Source organism: Microbispora amethystogenes (assembly GCF_016863015.1).
GTDB lineage: Bacteria > Actinomycetota > Actinomycetes > Streptosporangiales > Streptosporangiaceae > Microbispora > Microbispora amethystogenes.
Genome location: NZ_BOOB01000057.1, coordinates 63,282 through 87,716 on the forward strand (window position 1 = coordinate 63,282; position 24,435 = coordinate 87,716).

At 64.5% G+C, this 24,435-nt stretch carries 9 protein-coding genes; 1 reads left to right on the plus strand and 8 read right to left on the minus strand.

Annotated features, from left to right (window positions below; genetic code table 11):
* Nucleotide 1: 1 nt before the first annotated feature.
* The 7 genes from pglX to Mam01_RS31935 form a co-directional block, all read right to left on the minus strand.
* The gene (gene pglX, locus Mam01_RS31905; protein WP_204288899.1) at nucleotides 2-3,730 is read right to left on the minus strand and encodes a BREX-2 system adenine-specific DNA-methyltransferase PglX; all 3,729 of its coding nucleotides are present in this window, start codon (nucleotides 3,728-3,730) and stop codon (nucleotides 2-4) included.
* Nucleotides 3,731-3,932: 202 nt separating this feature from the next.
* Nucleotides 3,933-8,078 (minus strand): BREX system serine/threonine kinase PglW, encoded by a 4,146-nt coding sequence (gene pglW / locus Mam01_RS31910; protein ID WP_204288900.1) that lies wholly within the window; start codon nucleotides 8,076-8,078, stop codon nucleotides 3,933-3,935.
* Nucleotides 8,079-8,138: 60 nt separating this feature from the next.
* A complete protein-coding gene (locus Mam01_RS31915) occupies nucleotides 8,139-12,755 on the minus strand; it encodes a DEAD/DEAH box helicase family protein (protein ID WP_204288901.1) in 4,617 nt (1,538 codons plus the stop codon).
* 28 nt (nucleotides 12,756-12,783) lie between these two features.
* Nucleotides 12,784-14,832, minus strand: a complete 2,049-nt coding sequence (locus Mam01_RS31920) for an Hsp70 family protein (protein ID WP_204288902.1) — start codon at nucleotides 14,830-14,832, stop codon at nucleotides 12,784-12,786.
* Nucleotides 14,833-14,834: 2 nt separating this feature from the next.
* Nucleotides 14,835-15,533, minus strand: coding sequence for a hypothetical protein (locus tag Mam01_RS31925; RefSeq protein ID WP_204288903.1), 699 nt, complete (start codon nucleotides 15,531-15,533; stop codon nucleotides 14,835-14,837).
* 119 nt (nucleotides 15,534-15,652) lie between these two features.
* Entirely contained in the window at nucleotides 15,653-17,230 is a 1,578-nt protein-coding gene (locus tag Mam01_RS31930; protein ID WP_204288904.1) for a hypothetical protein, read from the minus strand.
* A gap of 168 nt (nucleotides 17,231-17,398) precedes the next feature.
* Entirely contained in the window at nucleotides 17,399-20,596 is a 3,198-nt protein-coding gene (locus tag Mam01_RS31935; protein ID WP_204288905.1) for a hypothetical protein, read from the minus strand.
* A 352-nt stretch (nucleotides 20,597-20,948) separates the two neighbouring features.
* Here Mam01_RS31935 and Mam01_RS31940 point away from each other — a divergent pair, with 352 nt between their 5' ends.
* The gene (locus Mam01_RS31940; RefSeq protein ID WP_204288906.1) at nucleotides 20,949-22,892 is read left to right on the plus strand and encodes an N-6 DNA methylase; all 1,944 of its coding nucleotides are present in this window, start codon (nucleotides 20,949-20,951) and stop codon (nucleotides 22,890-22,892) included.
* Nucleotides 22,893-23,304: 412 nt separating this feature from the next.
* Here the strand turns inward: Mam01_RS31940 and Mam01_RS31945 are convergent, their stop codons facing one another.
* On the minus strand, nucleotides 23,305-23,952 hold the full coding sequence (locus tag Mam01_RS31945) for a PIN domain-containing protein (protein ID WP_204288907.1): 648 nt from the start codon (nucleotides 23,950-23,952) through the stop codon (nucleotides 23,305-23,307).
* Between the last annotated feature and the right edge of the window lie 483 nt (nucleotides 23,953-24,435).

The window sequence follows — 24,435 nt, forward strand, 5'->3', positions numbered from 1 at the left end:
GTCAGTTCCCCTTCTCAGCTGGCGGTTGGGCGTTCTTGGTGGTCTTTTTGCCTCTGCCGCCGCGAGTGGTCACGGTCGGCCTCCAGTCGGCCAGAGCGGACCGGGTCAGCCCGTGCTCGGCGAGCCGGTCCCGCAGCCAGGCGGAGAAGTACTCCGCGGGCACGTCACCGTTCTCTGCGTCGTACTCGTTGTGCCACTGGTGCAGCCACGGCTCCAGCTCAGCGACGCCCGCCAGCAGCGGGATCACCCGCTCGCCGCTGAGGCCGCGATCGGCGACCAGGTTCGCCAGCGCCGTCGCCTGCTGCAGGTGGTCCCAACCTGCCCAGCCGTAGACCGGGCTGGTGTCGCCGTCCCGCTCCGCGCCGGGGTAGCCGATGAAGCGCTCCTTGGCGACGTCGAGTTTGCCGCGGTGCCGCCAGAAGCCCGGGAGGAAGTCCGCGGAGCCGTACTTCGGCGGAGCCGGGATAGGCGCCGGCCGCTCCGCGTCGGAACCCGGGCCCGTCTTCGGGACCGGGATCTCCTCTTTCAACCAGCGCTCCTGGTGTCGCGCACGGGCCGCCTCCCAGGCGTCCTCCTGCCGCTGAAGCTCCCAGACCCGCTCCCACTCGGCCCGCTTGCGCAGCCCGCTCTCCTTGTAGCGGTACGCGGCGAGGAATGGCACCTGTTCGTCCTTTAGTAGGGCGGCGAGGCTCGCCGTCAGGTCGTAGTCGGGGCTCCCGACGTAGAGGTCGAGAACCTGCCGGAAGTCGCCGTCGAGCCGGACCAGGTCGGCGAGCTGCGCCACGCTCAGCACCCGCGGGTCCCCATTCCTGTCGGACCACAGGCGCGGGTCTTCGAGTCGGTCCAGCAGCCACCCGCGCAGCGCCTCCGCCCGTGCTGTCTCGTATGGCTCCGCCGCCCAGCGTCGCTTACACTCCGGGCGCTCCACCAGGTGGAGCAGGGGCTTGTTCGCGATGAAGTCGATCCTCCGCCGGACCAGCTCCTTATACGCCTCCGGCCAGTGCGCCGGGTGGTTGGTGCGCATGGTCGAACCGTGCCGATCGAACCACGCGGTCTCCGTCTCCCCGGCATCGACCTGCCTGGCGAGGACGATCTCGAACGCCCGCTCGCCAAGGGCCAGACCCGGCAGGTCGTCCCCGCCGTAGGTGAGGTCTTCCTCCAGGATCCCGTAAAGCCGGTAGACCTCCCAGTCCAGCTCCTCCTGCACCGAGATCATCCGCGCCCGGATCTCCGCATGCCGGTCCCGAGCTGTGTCGAGCGCCTTCCTGGTCGGTACGGCTCCCGCACACACGGCCGCCGGCGTCACCGAGGCCAACTCCCGGGCCAGCTCATTGAGAAGTCGTGCCCGCTCTTCGGGGAAGCTTGTTGGGAGGGGAAACTCCTGAAGCTTGGTTCCGGTGAACTCGTAGAAATTCTCCCAGGCGACGGTTGTTTGGCGAGCGCCCTTGTTGTCGACGGTGCTGCCCTTGTTGTGGCTGACCTGCTTGAGCCAGAAACAGGCAGTGGACGAGTTGAAAAGCCCCAATCGTCCAAGATAGTCGGTCTTGCTTTTATCGGCCTTAAGCTGGATGAACGTTAAGGCTTGAGTCCCAAGAGTTCCGTCTGTTCGCAGAACGAAGTGAGGATGAGTCGAAACGAGCCTCATTAGGATTCCGACGGGCGATCTCCATCGCTTCGGTGAGTACGCCGAATACTCATACCAGGGAAGGCCGCGATCCTTTTGTGTGCCACTGAGGCTTTTTCGGATTTCTAGAAGTCTACGATTGGGCCAAAGCGCCCGAATAACTGAGGGGGGAGGGAGTTGTCCCTCTATTGGATGCTCATGAGTGAAGGGAGCTGCCGTGCGATCAATGATGCTCCAGTCGCGGACGGTATCACCTTCGGCAAAGAATCCGATCCAGTCATTCGAGATTTTTCTGCGCCGCAAGGTTGGCATTCCTAACAGGAATGCGTCATCTTCGCGCGTAACGCATAAGAAGCCGAAGTTATCAAGCTGATCTTTGAGGCGGAGAGTGGATCCTTCTTCGAGAAGATTCCGCAAATCTATAGCGCCACCACCGGTCAGGGACCACGGGTGAGTGGTGAGTCGGGCGCGCGGAAGATCGGTGACGGAGATGTAGGGCGTCTCGGTTCCGGGGTGATCGAGATGGTCGACGATGCAACGCCAAACTTTCCCGCGGCTCGGATCAGCGGGTTGGGACGGTTCACCTCGTACACCAAGGACGGCGCGCACCTCGGAATGTCGGTTTCGGTCGCGGTTCTTGCCGATCAGGATCACAGTGGGGGTGCCATGGCCGGGGATGTAGGCACCGGAAGTGTCGATGACGTGCGTGAGATCAACCTTGGTGGCGAAGAGCTCCTCGATGACTTTTTTACCGAACTCGCGCTTCATGAATGAGTTAGCGGTGATCTGGCCGACGTAGCCAGGATCGACGTCATCCTTGACCGCGAGGCGGAAAAAGAGTTCGGCGAAGGGCACCGAGAGGGCGTACTGCCGATAGCAACTGGGAAAACGCTGCTTGTAAGCCTTGCTCAACGTCGAATCGCTGACCTGGATGTAGGGCGGGTTGCCGACGACGACGTGGTACCGGCCGTAGTCGAGGATGCCGGGGAACTGGTCGAGGTCTTCCCAGCCGTACAGATGGTAGGCCAACGGATCGGCCTTTTCCGCCTTATCCTGGTCCTGCTTTTCGGCCCAGAGCAGGCCCTCGACGTTGAGCTCGGTCTGGCGACCGCCGGAGGTGCCGCCACCGTAGATGAGGGAGTCGCCGGTGCCGATGTTCAATCGGAGCTCTGGGGTATTGGGCGCGTCCAGTCGGGTCACACGGCAGGCGCGCAGCGCGGCGACCATCAGCCGAAACTTGGTGATCGCGGTCGCGGCAGGGTTGATGTCCACGCCGTGCACGCTGTCCAGCGCGCGCTGCACTCGAACCCGCGGGTCGGTGCCGGGCTCCAGCCGGACCCACTCCTCCAGCAGCCGGTCGAATGCGCCCAGCAGGAAGTGCCCTGACCCACACGTGGGATCGATCAGCTTCATTTCGGCCAGGTCGAAACGTTCCAGAGCGGGGGTGAGGGTCTGGTCGAGGATGAACTCCTCCACGAAGACCGGAGTCTGGAGCAGCGCGAACTTCTCCCGGACGTGCTTCGAGAGATCCTGATAGAGGTCACCGAGGAACCGGGTGTCCAGGGTCTCGCTGTGGAAATCGTGCCTGAGGCGCACGCCATCGTCATCACGGCGCCGGAAGTCGTCGATGAGCGCGTCGGCGCGGTCCGCGGAGATGTCCCACCACCAGACGAAGTCGGTGTCGGGGAGAAGCGCGCGCCCGGCCCGAGTGGAGCGGAGCCAGCGGAACGCCTCGCGAAGCCACTCGCGGCCGTTGAGCCGCGGGTTGGCCGCGATCCACGCCTCCTGGGCGTCCGCTGCTTCGCTCGTCGCCCGCTGGTCCGCGTCCCGCGAGGCGATCCAACGGTGCCCGGTCAGGTCGTTGTCCTCGCAGAACCGGATGAACGCGCAGGCGATCACCCAAGAGCTGGCCGCCTGCTCGCACTGGTCGTTCAGCCAGGCGGTCGGGCCTTCCCCGGTCCGCTTGGTTGCGCGGGCGATGTCGTACATCTCGTCCAGCCGGGCCTTGAGCTCCGGCACGCTCTCGGATTGCTCCCGCAGGTCCGCCACCACAAGCTGAGCCTGCCGCTGGAGATCCCTTAACAGCTCGGCGGAGACAACCAACACCTGACACCTCTTCCGTAGCCATATTCGCTGACAGATCATCCCAGAGGGCAGTAAGTGCTCCTCAGCAGTGGCATGCCGTCAGCTAGATAACGATATATAGGGGGTCGATCAGGCCTGAGCTCAACTTCGGGTTCTTCTGCGCATGTGGAGGCCACCGATCGAGCTTCGTGGCACGAAGGCGGCGACGGCTGAGTCCGGACGTTCAGGAGACGGCGGCATGCTGGTGTGCCTTGATCCAGGTGGTGGAGAGCTGGACCGCACCGATGGCACCTGGGGCCGGATGCCCGTCGAGGTGCGGCCGGCCGCTTTGGTTGGCGGGAAGCAGCAGCCACCGCGCCGCGGGCCGCGCCGAGGTCTGGTCGGCGAGCGCTTCCAGCACGGCCAGCCGGTCGTATCGTGCCAACGGCGCGGCCTCCACGATCAGCAACGGTTTCGTGTCGGCACGGAGTCGTGTTTCCAGGTCCTCGGCTGCGAGCGCGACGAGCTGGCGCAGGTTGGCCGCGTCCTGCGGTGAGGCATCCGGACGGTCTGAACGCAACACCAGCGACCAGTCGACGTCATGCTTGCGCGCGGTGGCGCGCATGGCGGCGAGCAACTCGGCTGTGATGTCCACCGTCTCGATGCCGAACCGGCGCTGGAGCGCTTCGATCGCCTGTGTGTACCAGAGATGCCCCACATTGAGCGTCACGAAGCCGCGATCCGTCAGCGAGACCGTCATCCTGCGCTCGAAGTCGGCCGCCTCGCGGTCCCGCGTGGCGACGGAGCCCCGGGTGCCCGACCGGTAACTCGTCGGCGGGATGAGGGTGTTCTCGGCACCCCGCGGCTGGTAAACGGCCCCGGTCCGGACCAGCGGAACTTTCGCCAGCTTGATTAGGGCGTCCAGCTCGCCGAGGCTCGTCGGAAGCGGTGCTATCTCCGGGTAGCGGGCGAGGACGCGGGCCTTGAGCTGGTTGACGTCCAGGCCGTGCCGCAGCGCGCCGAACGACGAGGCCAGCAGTTCCAGGGCCCGGCGCGGCTCCATACGCCGTGGGTAGATCTCGCCCAGACCATTGGCGGCAGCCCGTTCAGACACCGATGCGGCCAGCGTGGCCAGCCGCTCCGCGGGTAGCTCCGCCATGCCAGGCGCAAGCCGTACGGCGCGAAGGGCCGCCTCGACCTGCGCGGGTGACAGAAGCGGGTCCGCATCGGCGAGCCGGTCGGCGGCACGGCCAAGCCGGGTCGCGTAGTCGAGCAGGTCGGTGCCGGGGACGGCCTCCGGATCGGTGGGCTTCTCCAGCGCGATGATCGCGCCGCCCGGGGCACGGCGATGCAGGAGCCGGGCGGCGCCGCCCCGCTCGGATTCGACCTCGACGGCGGCCCTGACCAGGCCGAGCGTGCGGCGGCGCCGGTCTTCACCGGTCGCGACCGAACCATGGGAGATGAGCAGCGCGTCGGCAAGGGCCGCGGCGGAAGCCACTCCTCCCATCTCCTCTGCGAGTGCCACCAGCTCGTTCCGCACCTGGGCGAGCTTTCGTGACCAGCCCTTGCGCGCCTCGGGCACGACCTGGCCGACACGCCCTCCGGTGACTCCGGCGGCCTTCCCCAAGTGACTATTTGAAGGCCAGGCGGTGTCCACTGGGTCGAGACCGAGATAGAGCCGGAGGATCCTGAGCTCCGTGAAGTCCGCCGGCTGAGCCCCCTTCTTGGGCGCCTTGGGCAGCAGTGACTCGAGCAGCGCCTCGATCCCGCGGCGAGAGTCGCCCTCCGCGGCAACAGGGTGAACGACACCCTGCTGGAGCCGGGCACGCCACTGCTTGGCCCGCCGCCGGATCTCTTTCTTGGTGAGGTCGGCGATGCCGGAGAGCCGGGAGAGCTCGAATGCGTTGCGGGCGAGCAGGTCCGCGACGGTCCGCACCTCGATGCGGTGCAGTGCGTCGACAGCCCGCGGAGTGAGCCCCGCGGAGGAGACTGCTGTCTCCAAGGTGGCCTCCGCGGCCAGCTTGTCGAGCTCATCGCCGGTGACCGGGTTGACGCTGCCCCCACCGGTGACCGGGACAGGCGCCGGAACAGCTGCCGAGATCCGCTGCCAGGCCGTCCGCATGCTCTCCAGAGAGTCATGCCGCGTCTTGACGTCACGGGCAAGAGCCGTACGGAAGAACGAGAGCAGGCCGTCCCGGGCCGGGCCCGGCTCGAAAACGGCCTCGTCGATCGTGACGTCGGCGTCCACCGCCGCGGGGTGGCTGCTTCCTGCGCCGTAGACAGGGGTCTGCCCGGTGGCCATTTCGTACATCGTGACCGCGGCGGCGTACCGCTCTGCCGCCTGGTCGTACTGAGCGCGGTGTACGTGATGGAAGAAGGGGTCAAGGTAGGGCGGAGTGCCGACCGAGGTCTGCTCCACCGGCGCCTTGGAGAGAGAGAAGTCGAACAGGGTGAGGTGGACCTCGTCATTTCTGCCGAGGGCGCGAAACGCCAAGTTGTCTGGCTTGATGTCGCGGTGGGTGACTCCGGCCAGTTCCAGGGAATGCAGGATCTCCAACAGGTCGGTGCCCCAGCGGAGCAAGAAGTCCAGCGAGAGCCGGCCCTCGCGCCGGATCATCGTGGCCAGACTTTCTCTGCCGGCGTCTTCCAAAAGCAGCGCCGTACGCCCGCCAACCTGCAGTGGACCGGCAAGGCTGCGGGCAATCCGAGGCTCGCGGGCACGGGGCAGCACCGCGGCCTCATCGAGCAATCGCTGCCTGGCGCCTTCCTCGTCCAGCGCGACCTTCAGGACCGCCTCGCCGTGTTTGGAATCCTTGACGAGCAGGGCGACGGCGGTGGACCCCTGACCGAGCCGCTGGAGGACCTCGAACCGGCCCGGTTCCTCCTTGGTGCCGAGGACGGCACCCTGCCCGGCAGTGAGCGGGTCGACCCGCGGCTGCCCGCCGATCTCGGCGATCAGCTCTTCCAGCGCCTGCGCGAACCGATCCACCGATTCTGTGCGCAGATCCACGTCACCCGTGGTGGCCTCGCGAACGAGGTCGATCATCGTCTGGGAAGCGCCGGGCAACTCCATGGTGAGGTCGAGCCCGTTGTCCCGGGCGATCCGCAGGAGCAGGTCCTCATTGGACTCCGCGGGAGCCTTGCCGGTCAGGATGAGGAAGGTCAGTGCGCCCAGGCCGAACACGTCGGCCAGAACGGCGTCGGCGTCCGCGTTGTGAAGTGTCTCCGGGGCGAGATAGCCGTGCGCAGCCCGGTCGGTCAGCGCCTCCAGCGTGCGAGTCCCCGCCACCTGGCCGGTCTGCCCCGGCGCCATCCGGCCGGCGGTGTGCCAGTCACGGACGCGCGCGCCGTACTTGCCGTCGCCGAGGGTGCGAACGTAGACCGACAGCGGGCTGAGCCTGCGGTGGACCAGGCGGCGCGCGTGCGCGTACCGGAGGGTTCCGGTGAGCGTGCGGACTAGTTCCACCCTCTGGTCGACGGTGAGGGCGTCCGACTTCTGGCGGAGGAAGTGATCGAGGCGAACCTCGGTCGGGTCGTGCGTGAAGACGACCGCGGGACCGCGGTCGTGTTCGTAGAGCTCGATCGCACGGGCGATGCCTGGGTAGGCGGCGTTCTCGAGGACGGAGTATTCCCGCTTGGCGGCCCGCAGGATCGCCCCGCGCTCCTCCTCTGAGGCCGCCTTGTCGACTAGATAGAAGCGAACCCGGCGGGCCTCACCGAGAGAGGGATGCTGGGCCAGATGATCCTGCCAACCGGGACCCTCCGCGATCGGATCCTCCGAGACCAGCAGGTTGCCCACCCTGCGATGCTTGACGCTCTTGCGAACGCCCGCCCTGGTGATCAGTCTGGCCAACTCGGCGGAGCGCCGGCCGTCGATCAGGTCACGGGTGCTGCGGGGCGCCGCCTCGATCGCGTCATTGACGATCTCGTCAAGACCGTCGGGTCCCTGCCCGTCGATCCGGTAGACGCCGGCCCGGCCGCGGCTGTCGAGCCGCACCTCGGTGTCGGGGTTATGAAGGACAACCCCTGCGTGCACGAACGGCAGGTTTCGGCCGCCCGCGTCGACCAGAAGCTGCTTGAAGTGCTGAGCCTTGGAATTGGCCAGGCGGCTGGGGTTGTCCTCGGGACGGCCGTTGTGGAACCAGGTCTGCTGATCACCGGTGATCCGGCCGGACCAGTGCTTGAGCTCCAAAAGGTAGATGCCACCACGGCCAATGACCAGAAGGTCTACCTCGTACTGGCGGTTGGTCTTGGTGGTGAAGGTGAAGTTGCTCCACGCCCGATAGGGGTCGCTCTCGCTGAGCAGCGCGCGGATAGCCGCCAGACCGCTTCGCTCATGGGCGTATTCCGAGGGTGTGACCTCGACCCAGCGGTTGCTTCCGGGCTCCACCCGAACCCCCTCCGATCCTCAGTAGCTTGTCGAGTTTAGATGTCGCGACTTGTGGATCGCCTACTTCTCGGCCTTGAGAGGGCCGTCCCCGGTCAGGAGCTGGAGGACTTTGACCGCCTCGCCACGGCTCAGCAGGTCGTGACTCCGCTCGTTGCGGCGGTTGCGCAGGCACCCATAACAGGAGGTCTCTTCACCGCAGTCGCAGTCGGAGACCCGCCTCAGCGCGGTCTCGACGACACGGTCCAACGACTCGGCGATCCGCATCACCGATCCGGCTCCGCCAGGGACGGAATCGTAGATCACCAGGCTGGTCTCACCATCGCCGCCCGGGTGCACAGCCCCGTCGATGTCGCTCCTGCTGATTTCGAGGCCGTTAGCGGCTCCTTCGAGAAGGGCGTAGAGGGTGGAGATCCACTGCGGCTTGGAGAGTCCCAGGGACTCCAGACGTAGCTGCATGATGTCGGTCTCATAGGTGTGGGCGAGTGAGCGCCAGCGCAGCTTGCCCTTGCACTCCGACTGCCGCATGGGGTGACTGTGCGTGGCTGCCTGCTTGCCACGGCCGAAGTTGGGCGTTGCCCACCCGCACCAGTCGCAAATCAGATAACCGCCCCCGGACGGACCCTCGGCCAGCGCGACCATCTTGCCGCGCGAGCCGGAGCGACACTGCACGGTGAGGCCGTTCGTCGCCCGCCAGATCTGCTCGACGGGTTCGGCCGCGAGTGACACCACGTGGGTGGCGCCGTTCCACGAGGCTTTCGGCGGGCTCATGCCGGGCTTCGCCGTCTTGTACTCGGCGACGAAGCCGAACTCCGGTATGTAGTACTCGCGCGGCGGGGAGTCGGCGGTCGTGCCGCAGGCAGGGCAGACCGGATCGAGCTTCTCGTTGCCCTGCCGGAAGTGCTGGCAGTGCTTGCACACGTAATAGTAGTTGCTGATCAAGTCCCGGCCGGGAAGGCGGTAGAGACCCGCCGAACGCCAGAGCACACCACCGGCGACGACCTCCGAGCCGGGCGCGTATTCGTAGATCGCGCTGGACAGGTCACGGTCCAGTTCCAGACGTGCTCCGACCGAGCTGTCGCAGTGGGCGGTGCGCAGCTCAACGGTGTCAACCGGGAAGCCGTACTTGGGCAGCACGTTGCGGTTGGCCAGGAAGCCGATCAGGTTACGCCGAGTGAGGGTGTTGATGGTCCGCTGGTAGCGAGCGGCCTGGTCGAACTTCTTGTTGTCCGCGCACTCCTTGATTCGTTGCTCGAACGTCTCGATGTCCTGAGTGAGCTCCTGCCGTACCTTCTCCAGGAGATCGCACAGCGCAATCACCCAGGAATGCGATTCCACGCCGATCTCGGCCTGCACCGGTGAGGGCAGGATCCGGCGGAGGGATGCGGTGATCTCCTCGGGCACGGGGGTGAGGAAGTTCTCCACCATGGTGGAGGGCGCGTCCTTGCCATCGGCGCCGAGGAAGAATTCGCCGGCCGTGCGCCAGACCTCCCCGCTGGTCGCCTTGGCGTGGCGGAAGAACGCCGCGATCGCGACCGAGTGCGCGTGCCTGCGATCGATCCGCTCGTTCCCTAGCGGCACGTACGGCGCGCGCACCTGCCCCGCGATCATGGTCTCGGGCTCCTGGTAGCGGGACAGGTCGTGGGACCTCCGCTGGGCATAGGTCAGCACCAGAGCCGCGGAGTCGGCTCGCCGTCCGGCCCGTCCGGCACGCTGGATGTAGTTGGCCGTTGTCGGCGGCATGTTGCGTAGCATGACCGTCTGCAACTCGCCCACGTCGACGCCGAGCTCGAACGTCGTCGAGCAGGAAAGCACATTGACTTCGCCGCGCAGGAACTTCTGCTGGATGTCGGCGGCCTCGTTGCCGGTCCACTGCGCGGTGTGCTCCCGGGCAACCAGCGGGATCGGCGACATGGTCTGGTAGAGCGTCCGATAGTGATCGGAGTCGGCCGTTGTTTGGAGCAGCGTGCCCGTGCAGCCAAGTGTGGGACACACCCCACGCACGGTCACGGTCGTGATGCGCCTGCAGAGGTCGCAGCGGAAGATCTCCGAGGCGGGGGAGAGCATCAGGTGTGAATGGCTGACCTGGTGCACTACCCCGGCCCTGGGCACCTGGTCCTTTGGCAACCAGCCGTCCTTCATGTTGGTCAGCAGATCCCAAAGCTTCCCCAGCACCTCCCTCGGATCCATGGGCGATCCGACCGTCAGAAGGACCCGCCTGAGATAGTCGAGCCGCCGGTTTACTCCTCGCGTCGGCACCCAGCTGAGGACTTTAAGCTTCGGCTCGGCTCCCTCCTTACGGACATAGATGGGGCCGCGGCGGGGGTCGAACGCCTCGTCGCGAGGGTCGACGTCCTCCAGCATGGTGATTGCGCCCTGATTCCGCAGGGAGCGGGTCAACTCGGCCAGCAGGGTCCAGCACTCCTCTTCGGAGAGCCCCAGGCCAAGGAGCGCTGACGGCAGTTTCCACTGGGGATCTCGATCCAGCTCCACCCGCATCAGGCCGAGGCCCTCCAGCGACTGGCGCTCGTCCATCGCGACCAGCTCGCGCATCACCCAGAGGGAGACTTCACGCAGCTTCGTCTGGGAGCTGTCTCTGCGCTGGAACACACCTGCATCGGTCGCGGCCCTGGTCGCATGGTGGAGGAGGTCGGCTACAGGCACCCTGTTATCGATCTTGGTCGCCCGGGTGAGTCCGTCGAGGATCAGGCGGCGTTGCTGCAGGTTGGTGTAGCTGTTCTCCAGATAGGGGGCGAAGAAGGCGGCCTGCTGGCGGCTGTCGCTGAAGCTCAGGAGCTTGCGGCCTTCTCCCGGTTGGTCGGCGATGTCCTCGTCGGGCGCGGGAGGCAGCTCCTGGTAGAGCGCGGTGGCCAAGACGGCCGCGGCCGCGTCGTTTCCGCTCTCGAACTGCCGGATTTGCCCGGAGCCCCTGCCGCCGCAGGCCAAGCAGGCCGTGGGGGAACTGGCCTTGGTGTTCAGGCGTCTGACCGGCCGCAGCTGTGTCTCGCTGCAGCCGTTGCGTCCGCAGGTCATCGGGAGCATGGCATGCAACGCGCCGCACCGGGGGCACAGGTGGACATCCTGCGCGTCGGTCTCTGGCCCCGACTCCAGCGTCACGTCGTCCTCATCGGCAACCTCAGGAGCGTTACCCACCAGGAGCCACGTTCTGGAGTCTTTATGCTTGATCCGGGGTGTGAAGACCGCGCCACCCGCCGACATCTCCACCGCGCCGATGAGGTGCACAGCGCCGCATCGCTTGCAGCCGGCGAGCTCGAACATGGCGCCGTCGCATAATGTGCAGACCTCGTGCCTGCCGAGGGAGACGTGCGGTCCGGCGCTTGTCAGGCAGGTGAACGCGCCCTCTGTGGCGCGGGCGAACAGGTGGTAGCGGGCAGACAGCACCGAGGTGCCCGACGTGTCCTGCACCCGGCTGCCAACCTGGACCAGAGCGGCGAGCGCGCTCTCAGGGTCGTCCTGGCCACCGAAGACCAGTTGGGCGAGTCTGTCAAACGACTGCGGTCCGCCTGAGAGGGCTCCGCGAAGCGTGGCCATGGCATGCTCGTGCGCGAGAGCCGTACCGGCGTCGGGGTAGTCGCCGTTCGCGCGCCAGAACAGCTCTTCACCAGGGGCGTCGCTCTGCGCCAGCTCCAGATAGTCCTGTGCTGTGAGCGGCCCCCAGAATGGCCCTTCTGGCATGGGCACCCGCGTCGCTGTGACGAGGTCTTTGCGATCCTCGTTGCCGTCCACCCACTCGAAATCGACGCTGAACAGCTTCGACGCGAAGTCCATGACCGCGGGCGGCTGGTCGCCCACGGTCGCACTGGTGGCAATGCACTGGAGCCGCTGCTTGGGCGCCACCCGATCGTGCAGGCGGCGCAGCAGCATGCCGAGCTCTTCGGCTTTTGCGCCGTCGTAAACGTGTGCCTCGTCGAGCGCGATGAACCGCCAGTGCCCGCCGTGGTCTCCTTCGAAGAGCTCCATGTCCGCAGGGCGGAGCAACAGGTACTCCAGCATCGCGTAGTTCGTCAAAAGGATGTGCGGGGGACTGTCGCGCATCTCCTCCCGGCTCAGCAGCTCGTTCGGCAGGCGCCGCTGTCCGGGGTTGAGCTCCTCGAACTGGGCGGCGCCTTTGTGTGCCTGTTCAGGTGTGTCGCCGGTATAGCGACCGAAAGTGATGTACGGCACAGCCGCGAGGAGTTGCCTGAGGCGCTTCAGCTGGTCGTTGGCCAGAGCGTTCATCGGATAGAGCAGCAGCGCGCGAACGCCCGGGCCGAGGGTGCCGTTTGCGTGCTCCGTCGCCAGAGAGTTGAAGATCGGGTATATAAAGCTCTCCGTTTTGCCCGAGCCGGTACCGGTCGCCACGACTAAGTTCCGCCCTGACGTGGCCTTGCGCAGTGCCCGCTCCTGATGCAAGTAGAGCGGGCGGTCCAGCGAGAGATTGGACCCGCCGAGCTTGAGGAACCCCTCGCAAAGCACCTTCTCCTCGATCAGTTCCCGGAGAGTGGCACCGGTCTGGTAGGGCGGCGTCGCCTCCAGCAGCGGACCCTTGGTCAGGATCGGGCTATTCGTGATCTCCGCCACCAACGCCTCAGCAATCTTCGGATCCCGCACGGGGAGGATCGAACGAAGGTAACGCCGGTAGGTGTCGGTGATGAGAGCACTCGTCTTGAGCGGGTCCACATTGACTCCGGGGAAGAAGGAGAGAAGGTCAGCGCCCGTTCACGCCAGGTCGTCGTGGCTTCAGGGGGGTTCTCGGCAGGAACATCCAGATACCACCCGCGTACTGGATGCCGAGGACGCGATCCTTGTCGAAGAGCCAGGGAAAGTCGGCTTGCAGTTCGGCGTAGTTGTCGTTGGTCACGATGGTCGCGTTCTTGCGCGTAGCCAGCTCGACCACTGCACGATCTGCCTTGCCGTGCGTTCCGGCGGCCACTTGGATGAACTCGCCGTAGCTGATGCCCTGCGCGAGTGCCGGGCGTTCAGCTTCGTCGAGCTGGTGCCGTAGAGCGGGATCGACGAATACATCGACGGATGCGCCAGGGTGTTCACGCTTCAGAGCGGTTACTGCTTCGACGAGTTGCGCAAAGCTGGGCCGCTCGCCGCGGGTCAGAGGCGTGCGAAGCCAGGCGATGTTGGATCCGTCGACCACAAATCGTGGACCCGAAGGCGTTGGTTCAGGAGCTGCTGTGTTGAGCGTGTCGCTGAACTGCGGGAGGGCCGTCGATGAGGCGCGGAGGCCGGCTCGCAGTGGTGGGGTGAGACTGAGCTCGTGGAGCTGAACCTTGATCTCTTCTGGAGAGATGGAGCCACCGTGAGTGAACTCCTTTACCTCCTGGTCGAGGACCACCTCACCGGTGTTGGTCAGCGTGGCCTTGACCTTGAGCAGGCCTTCGTCTGTGTAGGTGTACTTGAGAAGGAACTGCCCTTCGTCGCGGGGAAGCGGTTTCGGGTATTCCAGCCGCAGCGTAGTGAGCTGGAAATTCTCCTCATCGTCGAGCGGCTTGGAGGGGTCGGCCTCCCACACCTGGATTGACAGGTGTGACCGGAAGTCATCGATCGGTGTGTAGCTCTTCTCCCGGATGATGGGGAGGGGCGAGCGTTCCGGAATGATCGCGCTGAAGATCCGCTTGTCGCTCTGCGGGTTCTTCGGATCCCTGCTGCTGGTGCCGAGGGCGTACATCGATGAGACCTTGAGCACGCCTTCGATCTCTCGGTCGAAGATTGCCGCTGCCAGGGCGGCACCGCGGGCTACCGCGGTCATGGGTTCGCACAGCTTCGGATTCACGGTCTCGTCGTCCATCAACCGCTCGACCGCCCGTCGGACGCAGGGCATCTGGCTCGTTCCACCGATCATGAGGATGTCGTCCACGTCGATGGGGTCGATCCCGAGGTCGTTCAGGCACATGCGGACCGGTTGGAGCGCACGCTCCACCAGATCCCCGACCACTGCTTCAAGCTCCTCTCGGGTGACCTGAATAGTCTTCGACCCGGGGATGGTGACGAAGACCGCCTCCTCTACGGAAAGCCGAATTTTGGTGCGCTCCACAGCGAGGGCGAACTCGCGCTCTCCGGCCATGTCGAGCGCTGGCGTCTTGCCGTTCTTGCGCAGGATGAGTTCCCGCAATCGCTCGTCGATCTCAATCCCACCGAGCTGGGTTATGCCGCGGGAGGCCTTCTCATGAAAGAAACCGTCGTGATGGTCCAGAACGGTGACGTCAATAGTGCCGCCGCCCCAGTCGAACACCATGATCGTGCCGTTGTCTTGGACATGGTGCGTATAGGCCAGAGCAGCTGCGGTCGGCTCATTTAAGAGAGCCTTGACCCGGATGCCCGCGGCACGCGCCGCCGCCCTGGTGCGGTAGCGGGCACCGCCCTTCGCGTTGGCGGGCACAGTAACTACCGCACTCTCAATCTCTGTCAGCCGGCGCCGTGCTCGATCGCGCATGGCGCTGAATACCCCTGCGGCAACAGTGGTAGCGGGGAATCGGCGGGAACCCACCTGCACACCGCCCTCGCTCTTGAGCATGCGCTTACACGCCTCGATGGCGAGATCGGAGCGAAGTTTTGCCTCCCAGCCGTAGAGCAGGCCTGAGCGAAGGGTGCTCTGGCCTGCCACGGATGGGAAGAGGTTTTCGAAGGAGTCGTGGAACCAGTCGGAGTTCAGATGGTCGGCGTCCAATGCAAGAACTTCTACCTCTGAGCCGTTCCACTGAGCGACCACAGAGTTAGTCGTCCCAAAATCAATGCCAGTTCCCACGCTTATTCCTCATTATCTGACGCATCGGCGAGGAGGTCAGAGCGTCGCACGATTCGATTGCCTTTACCGTATGATTGGCTGATAATCTTCGCTCTTCCTGGTTGGATAAGCTGATTGGAAATTTCGTCGACATAGGCAGGCTCGAGAAGTGCCAGAAAGTCGCCGTCGTGAATGTTGCCTTGTATGTCAAAGTATTCGATATTGTTTAACTCTTCGACCCGGCTGAGGCCTGCCCGAGTAAACCATTCAGAAACTCGATCACCAATCTTTTTGGCCCCCACCCCTTGTCGTTGGAGGCGGTCGATCTCGACGAGTTGGGAAAGATGGATCTTGCGAGTTCGTAATGCGTTTAGCACTGCTTGACGGATGGCGTTTGCCAACTGTTGTGGAGTTGCTGAATCTGGATGGATTTCCTGTAGTAGCTTTTTGGCTTCTTCGCTGAAGCTGGCCAGTAGTGTAGAGGGATCGAGATGGCTGTTTGGATTTCTTTCGGGTGCGAGTTTCCCGGGATCGGGTTTAGTGCGGAATTCGGCTCTGATCTTGCTCTCGATCTCTACTCGCAGCTCTTCCTCGATCTCCTTGCGGATCTCCTCTTTCACTGTCGCCCGGACTCTGGCTGCGACGCGGGACTTGATCTCAGCTTTCGCTTTTGCGTGGATCTCGGCTCTGATGGCCTTGATTTCGGCCCGGAACTCTCGCATCAACTCCTCGCGAATCTGCTCCTCCGTCCGGGGCTGCGTGGACGTGGATCGCGTGACGGATCCCCTTGGCTTTCCGGGCGTACTTCCATGCGGCGGGCGCTCGGGGTGTGATGCGTTCATTAGTTAGAGCCTTTCCCTGGCGTGTCGAAGTCCACCAGGAGGTCGGGAGCTGCGAGAGATTTCAAGAACTGTAGGTCTTCAACGCCGGTTTCGGTTCGACGAGGTAGGGGCTGGAGTGGGGGGATCAGCGCCGGGGAGCGTCCCTCAGGAAATTCCAAGATGGCTGGGTCCAGCGGGAGTGCAAAGAATGGCATGCCGAACTTTTCGGCTTCAGTGAGTCTATGCCAGGCGTCGTTCAAAGCGGCGAGTTTTTCGATGTCATCCCGATGATCCGTGCTGAGATCGCGCCAGCGCGCATTCCAATCCGGGTCCCCGTGGGGTAGGCCCAGGACGAAATATGGGTTCTCCCAGGAAGTGCGGTTGTTGACAGAGATCAGTTTGCGGTTATGGACGATATCGAGATTGTCCTCGACGGCCGGATGCAGGTGGCGAACCCGGTCGAGCAGGGTTTCGGCCTTCTCCAGATCCTCGTCCTTCCACTGGTCGGGTCGCTGGGCCAGATAGGCCAGCATGTTATTGATCTCCGCCTTGAGGTCGTCGCTGTGGACATCCGCCTTCTCCAGGCTCTCGGCCTGCCGTACGGCACGATCGATATGGCCGTCCAGAATGGACCTGTATGTTGCGCAGAACGCGCGCCAGGCGTTGAATTCGCCGTCGGTCGCGTTGATCAACCTGGACCCGCGGGACGTCTTAGCGCCACGGTTCTCATCATGCTCCTGCATCGACCTAGCCCACTGCGCGTCGAGCAGTCGCCACAGCTTCCTGTCCGAGGCGACATGCTCGGGCCATTTACCGACTGACATCCCGTCCATGACGTCGTTGATCAGTTGCCTCTGTAGAGGCGGCAGCATGGCTCGCAAGGCGAAGTGGTCGACATTCGCGCCGGCGTATAGGGCGGCCAGTATTTCCAAAAGATCGTCCCCCGTGACGGCGTCTCCGTCGAGAAAGGCGTGCCGTGCCACGTTCTCGGCCCAGCTGATGTGCTCGGCGTCGGCACGGGTGATGGACTCGGGAACAAGCCGCGCGCGGAGGTAGGCGGATTCGTACGTGTCCTTGCGGTAGGTCCAGGGCCCGTCATCCTGGCCGAGCACGCCTATGTCGACGAGATCGTCCACGATGGGCAACGGGAGCTTGGGGATGAGCGGAATGACCTCTTCTGGGCTTATCCGGGCAGGATGGCCGAGGACGGCGAGGTAGAGGCGCCAGTAGATGTCGCCGTCCAGAGATGCGGAACCGAGCGGGCGCACCGTGCCGAACTGCGGTCGGGGTGCCGCCAGAAGCGCCACTCGTCGGATACCCCGTTCGCTCATCCACGGAATGCCGGCTTCAAGCAGTCTTCGAAGGTGCGTGATGAGCTGGATCGGGTCGAGATCGGTGAGAGCCGCCTTCAACGCCGAAGGCAGCGTCGCGTCAGGGATCTCCTCCACGGAACGGCTGATGACGTCGTGGTAGGCGCGCCTCGCCTCGGGGCTGTCCTGCAGAAGCCATGTTAGAGACTGCCGGATGGCGATGACTGTGTCCTTCGCCTGGATGCCAAGGCGGGCCCACCCTTCCATCACCGGATCGGTGGTGCCCATTCCTGACCTCGCTGCTCGTTTTCGAGCACGGCGCTCAAGCTCGGCTGCGATCAGCTCTGCTTGCGACGGTGTGTCGAGCAACGGATGCCTCATATTGGTTCGATCGGTGCTGGTGGTGCATATGACTAAGAATGCTAACCAGGCGTATGTAGTTAGCAGAACAGAGGTCTACTCGCCAGCTTCGATGCCCCGTCCGGCCACGAGAAGTTCTGCGCGTACTAGATCAATAGTGGTCAGATCGGGGGAGATCTTCGCTAGTGCCCGCCAGAGTGGTCGGAATTGCTTCTCGAGGCGCTGACAGCCGCCATGACCTCGGGCGGCGATCCGCGCGACGAGGGCAAGAGCTATGGATACCGCAGGCAGGGCCAGCCACCCGTCACGACGCTGAGGGTGGCAGCGGGCCTCGATGTACCGCTCCAGCCCTTGGTACTTGGTGAGCTTGATGTTCACGGCGTCACGAAGCGCGCGGCCGGCTCCATTGCTCACGTCGCGGGCGTCGTAGCTGGTGCGCTTGTCGAATAACCGGCGTGCGGCGGCTACGCGGGTGTCCTCGTCGAGGAGAGCGGAAGGCACGACACGGGCGGCGCTCCACATGGCCTCAAGTTGCTCAGGACTCTGCTGTGCCATCCATTCGGCGTCAGGGCCGAAGGTGCCGACTTCGGCGTGAGGGTCCACCTCGCCGCGTAGCAGTCGAACGGCAGTCCCCCCGCACTGGGCCTCGATGCCCGCGAGGAGGTCGGCGTCCTCCTTCGCCTGTTCTGGCAGCGCCGAGCTGGTGAGCAGGGCAGCGATGGCTGGAGACTTCCGCCACAGGTGACCGTCGGACTCGCGATACCCGTGGACGGGCGTGGAGGCAAGGCCGGTGGTGATTAGGGCCACGACGACTCGGTCCGGAGGCAAGGCCGTGTCGGCGAGGGCGCGGACCGCGTGGGTGTGATGCCGCAGGACGGCTGCTACCTCCTCGATCCGCAGCTTCGCGGCTGGGTAGTCGATGCGGTTGGCCAGATCGATGATCGTCCAGAGGCGGTTCAGCTTGGACACTTCGAGTGGGAGGTCGTTCATCCCGGCCAGGTAGCCAGAGATGGCGACTTCCTCCTCATCGACCCCGAGGTACCTGCCGGGGACTTCGCAGATGAAGTTTTCCCGGGGGTGTGGCCAGCGGGGCCATTCCTCGCAGAGCCACGGGTCCTCGATCGTCAGCCGTACGTGCATTCTTCCGGCGCCGACGAGGCGGGGTGGGAGCGGAATTGTGCAGTCCTTCTCCACCGGGATGATCTCTGGTTCCCGCCAGGGCGCGGTCGTCAAATAGATCCCGGCTGTCAGGCCTTCGACCCAGACGCCGTCCTCCAACACGAGGTGATCTTCGTGGTAGGTGATCTCGGATGCAAGTTTGGCGGGTCGTACGCTGGCCACGGGCACCGCTCGGCCGAGCAACGGCAGGATAAGGTCGGCACTGTGGTGCACTTTCAGTGTGGTGGCGGCTCGCTTGAGGTTGTAGTGACCTCGCCCTGACGAGGCCACTTCCTGCACTGACTTGCCGCCGATCAGGATCTCGACGGGCGGGAGCTTGCCGACGCCGGGAACCTCGATACGCATGGACTCGACGTTCTCCACGTCCTCGGTCACCAGGCGAAGCGGGCCAGCGTGCCAGCGTGGGCTCTGCCCAGTCTCGTCCATCAGCACCCGCATGTGCGGCGGCGCGACGATGAACGGTTCGGTCTCATGGTCGGTGCTGCAGGTGACGACGTGCTCTCGCTGGCGAGAGGTGAAGGCGAGCTTACTCGGCTCCACTTGCATGCCGGGACATGCCGACAGCGAGGTCTGCGCCGGGGTCAGCCCCTCCTGGTTGAACAGGCGGATCTGGGGAGTGGATTGGGAGCTGAGGCCCTCAGCGATGACGACCGAGTGGCGTGTGTTGCGCCCGATAGGGCCTCGGATCGTGATGTCGAAGGCGCCGAGGACCGGCCGGGGGAGCGATGCCCACAACTCCTGCGAAATCTCGGTGGGTTCGCTGACGGTGAAGGAGTCGGTGAAGACGCTCGGCCCGCCGTCCGCGGGACGGACGTCGACCAGCCAGGTGGTCTTCATCTCAGCGGGCAGCCAGACCGACGGGACCTTGGCGAACACGGCGGAGCCGTACGGGGTGGTGACGCCGGTCAGGGGATCGCCGGTGATGATTCGCGGTTTGCTGTGCCCGCGGATCGGGCGGCGATGGGCGTCTTCACCGGCCAGAGCAAACCACGCTGCACCCTCCAGCGAGATCTGCACCAGCCGCCACCCATCCCAGCCGATGGGCAGCGGGCTTTCGGCGATGACGTGAGGTGCCACGTCGCAGGCCAAGTCACGGTCGGCTGGGTGGAGCACCCACACGATGTCCGGCGGAAGGGCCAGGCGATCGGGCAAATGCCTGCCGGTGTCAGTGAAGATCAGGAGGGGGTCCCGTGGGTCAACGATCTCCAGCTCCACTTCGTGGGCGGAGCCGTACAGGGAAACCTGAGCCCTGCGGGCGGGCTGCGCCACCGCGAAGGAGGTGCTGGGGGCGCCCTCGGCCGCGCCCACCCAGAGCGACTGGCTTCGGACCATGGTCTGCAGCCCGTCAACTGTGACGCTCCAGCGCGCCGTTCCGTCCGGAGCGTCGCCGACCGGGGGAAGGATGATCTGGATCCCTTGCCCGAACGGGTCGAGGCCGAGTCGTGGACGCTCGGTACGGCTGCGCTTCGCCTCGGCAGCGCCACTCCGCTTCAGCTCGAGTTTGCCCTGGGCGGCAAGGTCCCGAGCCTCCTTAACGAACCGGGCGGGCAGCCCGAGGCTGTCCAGGTCGGGATCGGGGGAGCGCAGTCGGTCCATCAGGTCGAGGCAGCGGTCCAGGACGTCGGCGGCGTAGTCGGTGCCGTAGCGGATGAACCGGCGAGCCGGTTCGTCCAGGCTGTTGAGCCGATGTTCCCCGCCCACCGCCCAGGTGAGGAAGGCTTCTGCGTCGAGACCGGGATCTTGTGCACGACGTTGGAGGAGCAGCCGGAAGAAATCCTCCAGGCAGAAGGTCGGGATGCCCGCATGCATCACAATCGGGCCCACGTAGCGCAAGTGCATTTCGGGGAATGCGGGGAGTCCGAGGTCGGCGAGCGCGCGGAGAAAAGCCTTGCCCCAGGGTGCATGGTCCTGCAACCCGAGGGGGAGTGCCGTGGCCTCCCACCAGTACGGCCAGAAGGTGCCCTGCTTGTAGTCCCTCGCTGCCACGCCCGACAGAGCGACGGCGAGACACCCGGGCCAGCGGTCGAAGAGCGCTGGGTACTTCCCCTTGGCGATCTGCAGGTGGTAGAGCTCGCCGAATGCCTCTGCGACTTGTGTGAGCGTTTCGCTGCTCACTTCCAACTCGGTGACGAGTGAGACGCAACGAAGTTGGGTCCTCCACCCAGCCTCGAGGTGATCGAGGAGCTCGGATGACCGCGCTGCTGTGGGTGCACCGAGGTTGTCGGTCTGTGACATGTCGTGACCACCATGTCCGTCAAAGGATCGTCAGGGGCTTCGGCCCGCAGTGCCGGGGGGCAAGGGCTTAATCCGGCAGAGTGCATCAATCGTTACGAGTGTGGATCTTGCAGTTCGAAAGAGGTCTAGCACAAGTAAAGCAGTGGTTGATGCTATTCACAAGCAATATCTGTCAACTGGCTGGCTGGTGGGGTAGCGTAGCCCTGGGTGATCGCATAGGTGAGGTACGGAGATGCGGAACGACGCAACGGTGAACGCAGCGGACATTGCGCGGCTTGCCGACGTCGGGCGCGCCGCTGTCAGTAACTGGCGCAAGCGGTATGACGACTTCCCCCAGCCCGTGGGAGGTACCGCGTCCAGCCCTACCTTCTCGCTGGTGCAGGTCGAAGAGTGGCTGCGTCGGCAGGGCAAGAAGTTCAATGTGTCCACGGGGGACCGGATCTGGCAGCGGCTCCGCACTACCGACGATGACCTGCGGCTCGGCGACCTGGTGGGTACCGTTGGCGCGTTCCTGCTCTTCGTCAAGCGGCAACCGGCCGAATGGAAGAAGCTCGCCAAGCAAGCGGAACTCCTCGAACGGCTTCCGGACGCCATGGCGAAAGCCGTACCCGACGTGCCAGGTCCGTTGACGGTGCTCGACGACATCGAGCTGGTCCACTCGCTTGTTGACTACGCGAAGGAGGTCGGGGAAGCGAAAGCCTTCGACTTCATCTGTGGTCGCTATGTCGAGGCGCACTCGCGCCGTCTCCTGGCCACCCCCGATGAGATCGCAGAGCTCATTGTCAGCTTGGTGGACGGGCCGACCGTCCTGGATCCGGCGTGTGGCATCGGAACGCTGCTGGTGGCGGCCAAGGCGGAACGCCTGCTCGGGCAGGAAATCAACGCCACCGCCGCCAGGCTGACGGCAGTCCGACTCCTGCTGCATGAAAGAAACGCTGTGATCTCGACAGGCGACTCACTGCGCCGCGATGCCTTCGCCGGCGAACACGCGGACGCGGTGATCTGCAACCCACCCTTCGCAGATCGCACCTGGGGTTACGAGGAGCTCAGCAGTGATCCGAGATGGGAATACGGTCTCCCGCCGCGCGGGGAGTCGGAACTCGCCTGGGTGCAGCACTGTCTGGCCCACGTGAAACCGGGTGGCCACGTAGTGATCGTGATGCCATCGGCGGCAGCTGGCCGCCGCAGCGGCCGGCGGATCCGGAGCAATCTGTTGAGATCGGGCGTGCTTCGTGCTGTCGTGACGCTGCCAGCCGGTGCCGCTCCTGCCTCGAGTATGGCTCCTGCTCTCTGGCTACTTCGTCGTCCTCTTGCAGAAGAGCGGCCACCATCACACGTGTTGATGGTGAATGCCGCGAACGATCTGTCGATCGTCCAGCCGGCCTGGCAGGCGTTCTGCCGGGATCCCGACGGGGAACCGCCGCTGCCAGACGGCAGCGGCGCCCTAAGGATCATCGATCTACTCGATGACGAGGTAGACGTCAGCACGGGTCGCCATCTGGCGACAGCTGCGACTGTATCCGCTGAAGGGTTCAACCATACCCGGCAACAACTTGTTTCGGCCTCGGCTGCTCTGTCGTCGGCGATTCCGGATTTACCGGGTGAGAGCAGCCCATGTGACTTGCCCCTGACGACGGTGGGAGATCTCGTCAAAGCGGGCGTGATCACAATGCTTCATGCGCCGCTCAAGATGGCACTTAACGAGGGCGAGATGTCCGTGCTCACCGCAAGAGACGTCGCTATGGGGCGCAGCCCGTCAGGACGAACTCATCAAGAGTCGGGTACGGTGATCTGCCAGGCCAACGACGTGGTGACACCAGTCCTGACCCACCAGTCTGTCGCGCGAGTGATCAAAGTATCGGGTGCCGTACTCGGACCGCAGATCTCCTTGTTCCGCGTGGATCCGGACCGGCTCGACCCCTATTTCCTGGCCGGCTTCCTTCGCGCAGCTGGGGCGTCCGGCGTCGCGCGAGCATCCTCCGCATCCAGCCGTATTGACCCGCGCCGGGCGCCGATTCCGCTTCTTCCGCTTCCCGAGCAACAGGCATACGGCATCGCCTTCCGCCGCCTTATGGAGCTCGAGAGCGCGGCGCAGCAGGTAGCTCAGCTAAGCGAATCGCTCGTCCAGCTTGGCTTCAACGGGATCATCGACGGGACGCTCCGTCCACATGCATAGAAGCACGTAACTTTCTCCGCAAAGCATCATCGCCCGGAGGGGTGGGTGGTCATCAGCGATCGGTACGAGCTGAACCATCCCGTCGCGAAGGGCGGCATGGGTGAGGTCTGGGCAGGTCACGACCGGCAGCTAGTGGAGATGTTCCTTAACGACCTGGAGGCCGGCGCCGCCAGCCAGCAGCCGCTGCGAAGCGTTACATGGCCGAGGCCAGACGAGGGAGACATGCATCCGCTTCAATATGGGTCCCGTTGCCGCACCGACTGTGGGTCAACAGAACCTCGCTCGGTCCAGCTACCGACCCATGGTTGCCGATGCGGCGGGTGGGACAGTGAATTCATGGACGGCAGACGCGGCGGCGCGGTCCCGCTCGCGAAGAATCAGGAGGGCAAGACCGCGCGCCGCCACAGGAAGGTCATGCAGCCATTCCGTTCGAATCTCCAGGGACGGCCTGGGGTCTGCCTCTCAGGCTGAGTGGTAGCGCCCGACGACCGCCCTCGACGAAGGTGATCGAGTAGTAGTACCTATCAAGAGGTATATAGACGCCGTGCGGGCCTTGCCGCTGAACCCAGGCCTTTAACTCTCGGCTGCAAGTCCGGTCCCAAGCGAGAACTTCGATCCCCCAACCTCTGCTGCGGGCTCGTTTCAGGTCGGCCAGAAATCCGATTCCTTCTTCGTGGCCGGCCCCGTCTCCGCTCAACAAAACAATTACGCCAGGAACGGCATCGAAGACTTCTCGCAGCATGCATAGCTGTAGGTAGTGGTCAGCTCCCAGCTCTTTCCCGGTGCGCCGTCCTCTCTCCAGCAGGGTCACACCAAAACCGGCGTCGTCAAAGTGCTCGACGACTCTCTCGAGGCGAGCGAAGTCGTTGGCTGACGTGACAGTTCGTGTCATGGTGTTTGGCCGTCCAGCTGCAGCAAGTCTCTTGATGGCGCCCGCTTGGATGCGTAGGCGTGCCCGCAGGGCGCCTTCTCCTTGCATATCGGCGGCGACCCCTGCAGACAGGTGGATGTTCGAAAGGTCGTTCAAGATTAGAATGCGGCGGTCTAAATCGGCGATCATGGTAACTCCGTAGTGTCAATGGGTTCCAAGGGGATGCTGCACTGGGCATGCTATCAGTGAATGGGGTGAAAGCAAGGGGAATTCCAGCCGTCGGCAGCCGCTGTAGTGGTGGCGCATGGACCTGTTGGCTGGAGGGGTTGATCGAGTAGCACTTCCGTTTATTATTGCGCGTCGGATATTTATGGTCGCGGGAACATGTTTCTGGGGGCGCATTAATCATCTAACCATCACGGCGATTATTTTATTGCAAAATATCTCCGCTGATTAATTTTTGGTGGAGTGATTTTGGCAAGTTGGGTGCGCCCTTGCATGTCCTGCCGTCGCTCTGGCTGGTACAACATCTACGATCTCTGTTTCCTTGGCTGGCGAGGGGTCCTGGGAGCTGCGCACATGTCGGCCTGGCAATCCCCCAGCTATTCAGCCCTGGCTATGTGCGCTCGGCGTGGGAAGGGCCGGAGGTTGAGCCTGACCGCCGAGATCGAA

Coding starts and splice junctions, on each gene's coding strand:
- Mam01_RS31925 (WP_204288903.1), bottom strand. CDS start 15,533: ATGCGAGAGTTCCGGGCCGAAATCAAGGCCATCAGAGCCGAGATCCAC.
- Mam01_RS31930 (WP_204288904.1), bottom strand. CDS start 17,230: ATGGGCACCACCGATCCGGTGATGGAAGGGTGGGCCCGCCTTGGCATC.
- Mam01_RS31940 (WP_204288906.1), top strand. CDS start 20,949: ATGCGGAACGACGCAACGGTGAACGCAGCGGACATTGCGCGGCTTGCC.
- Mam01_RS31945 (WP_204288907.1), bottom strand. CDS start 23,952: ATGATCGCCGATTTAGACCGCCGCATTCTAATCTTGAACGACCTTTCG.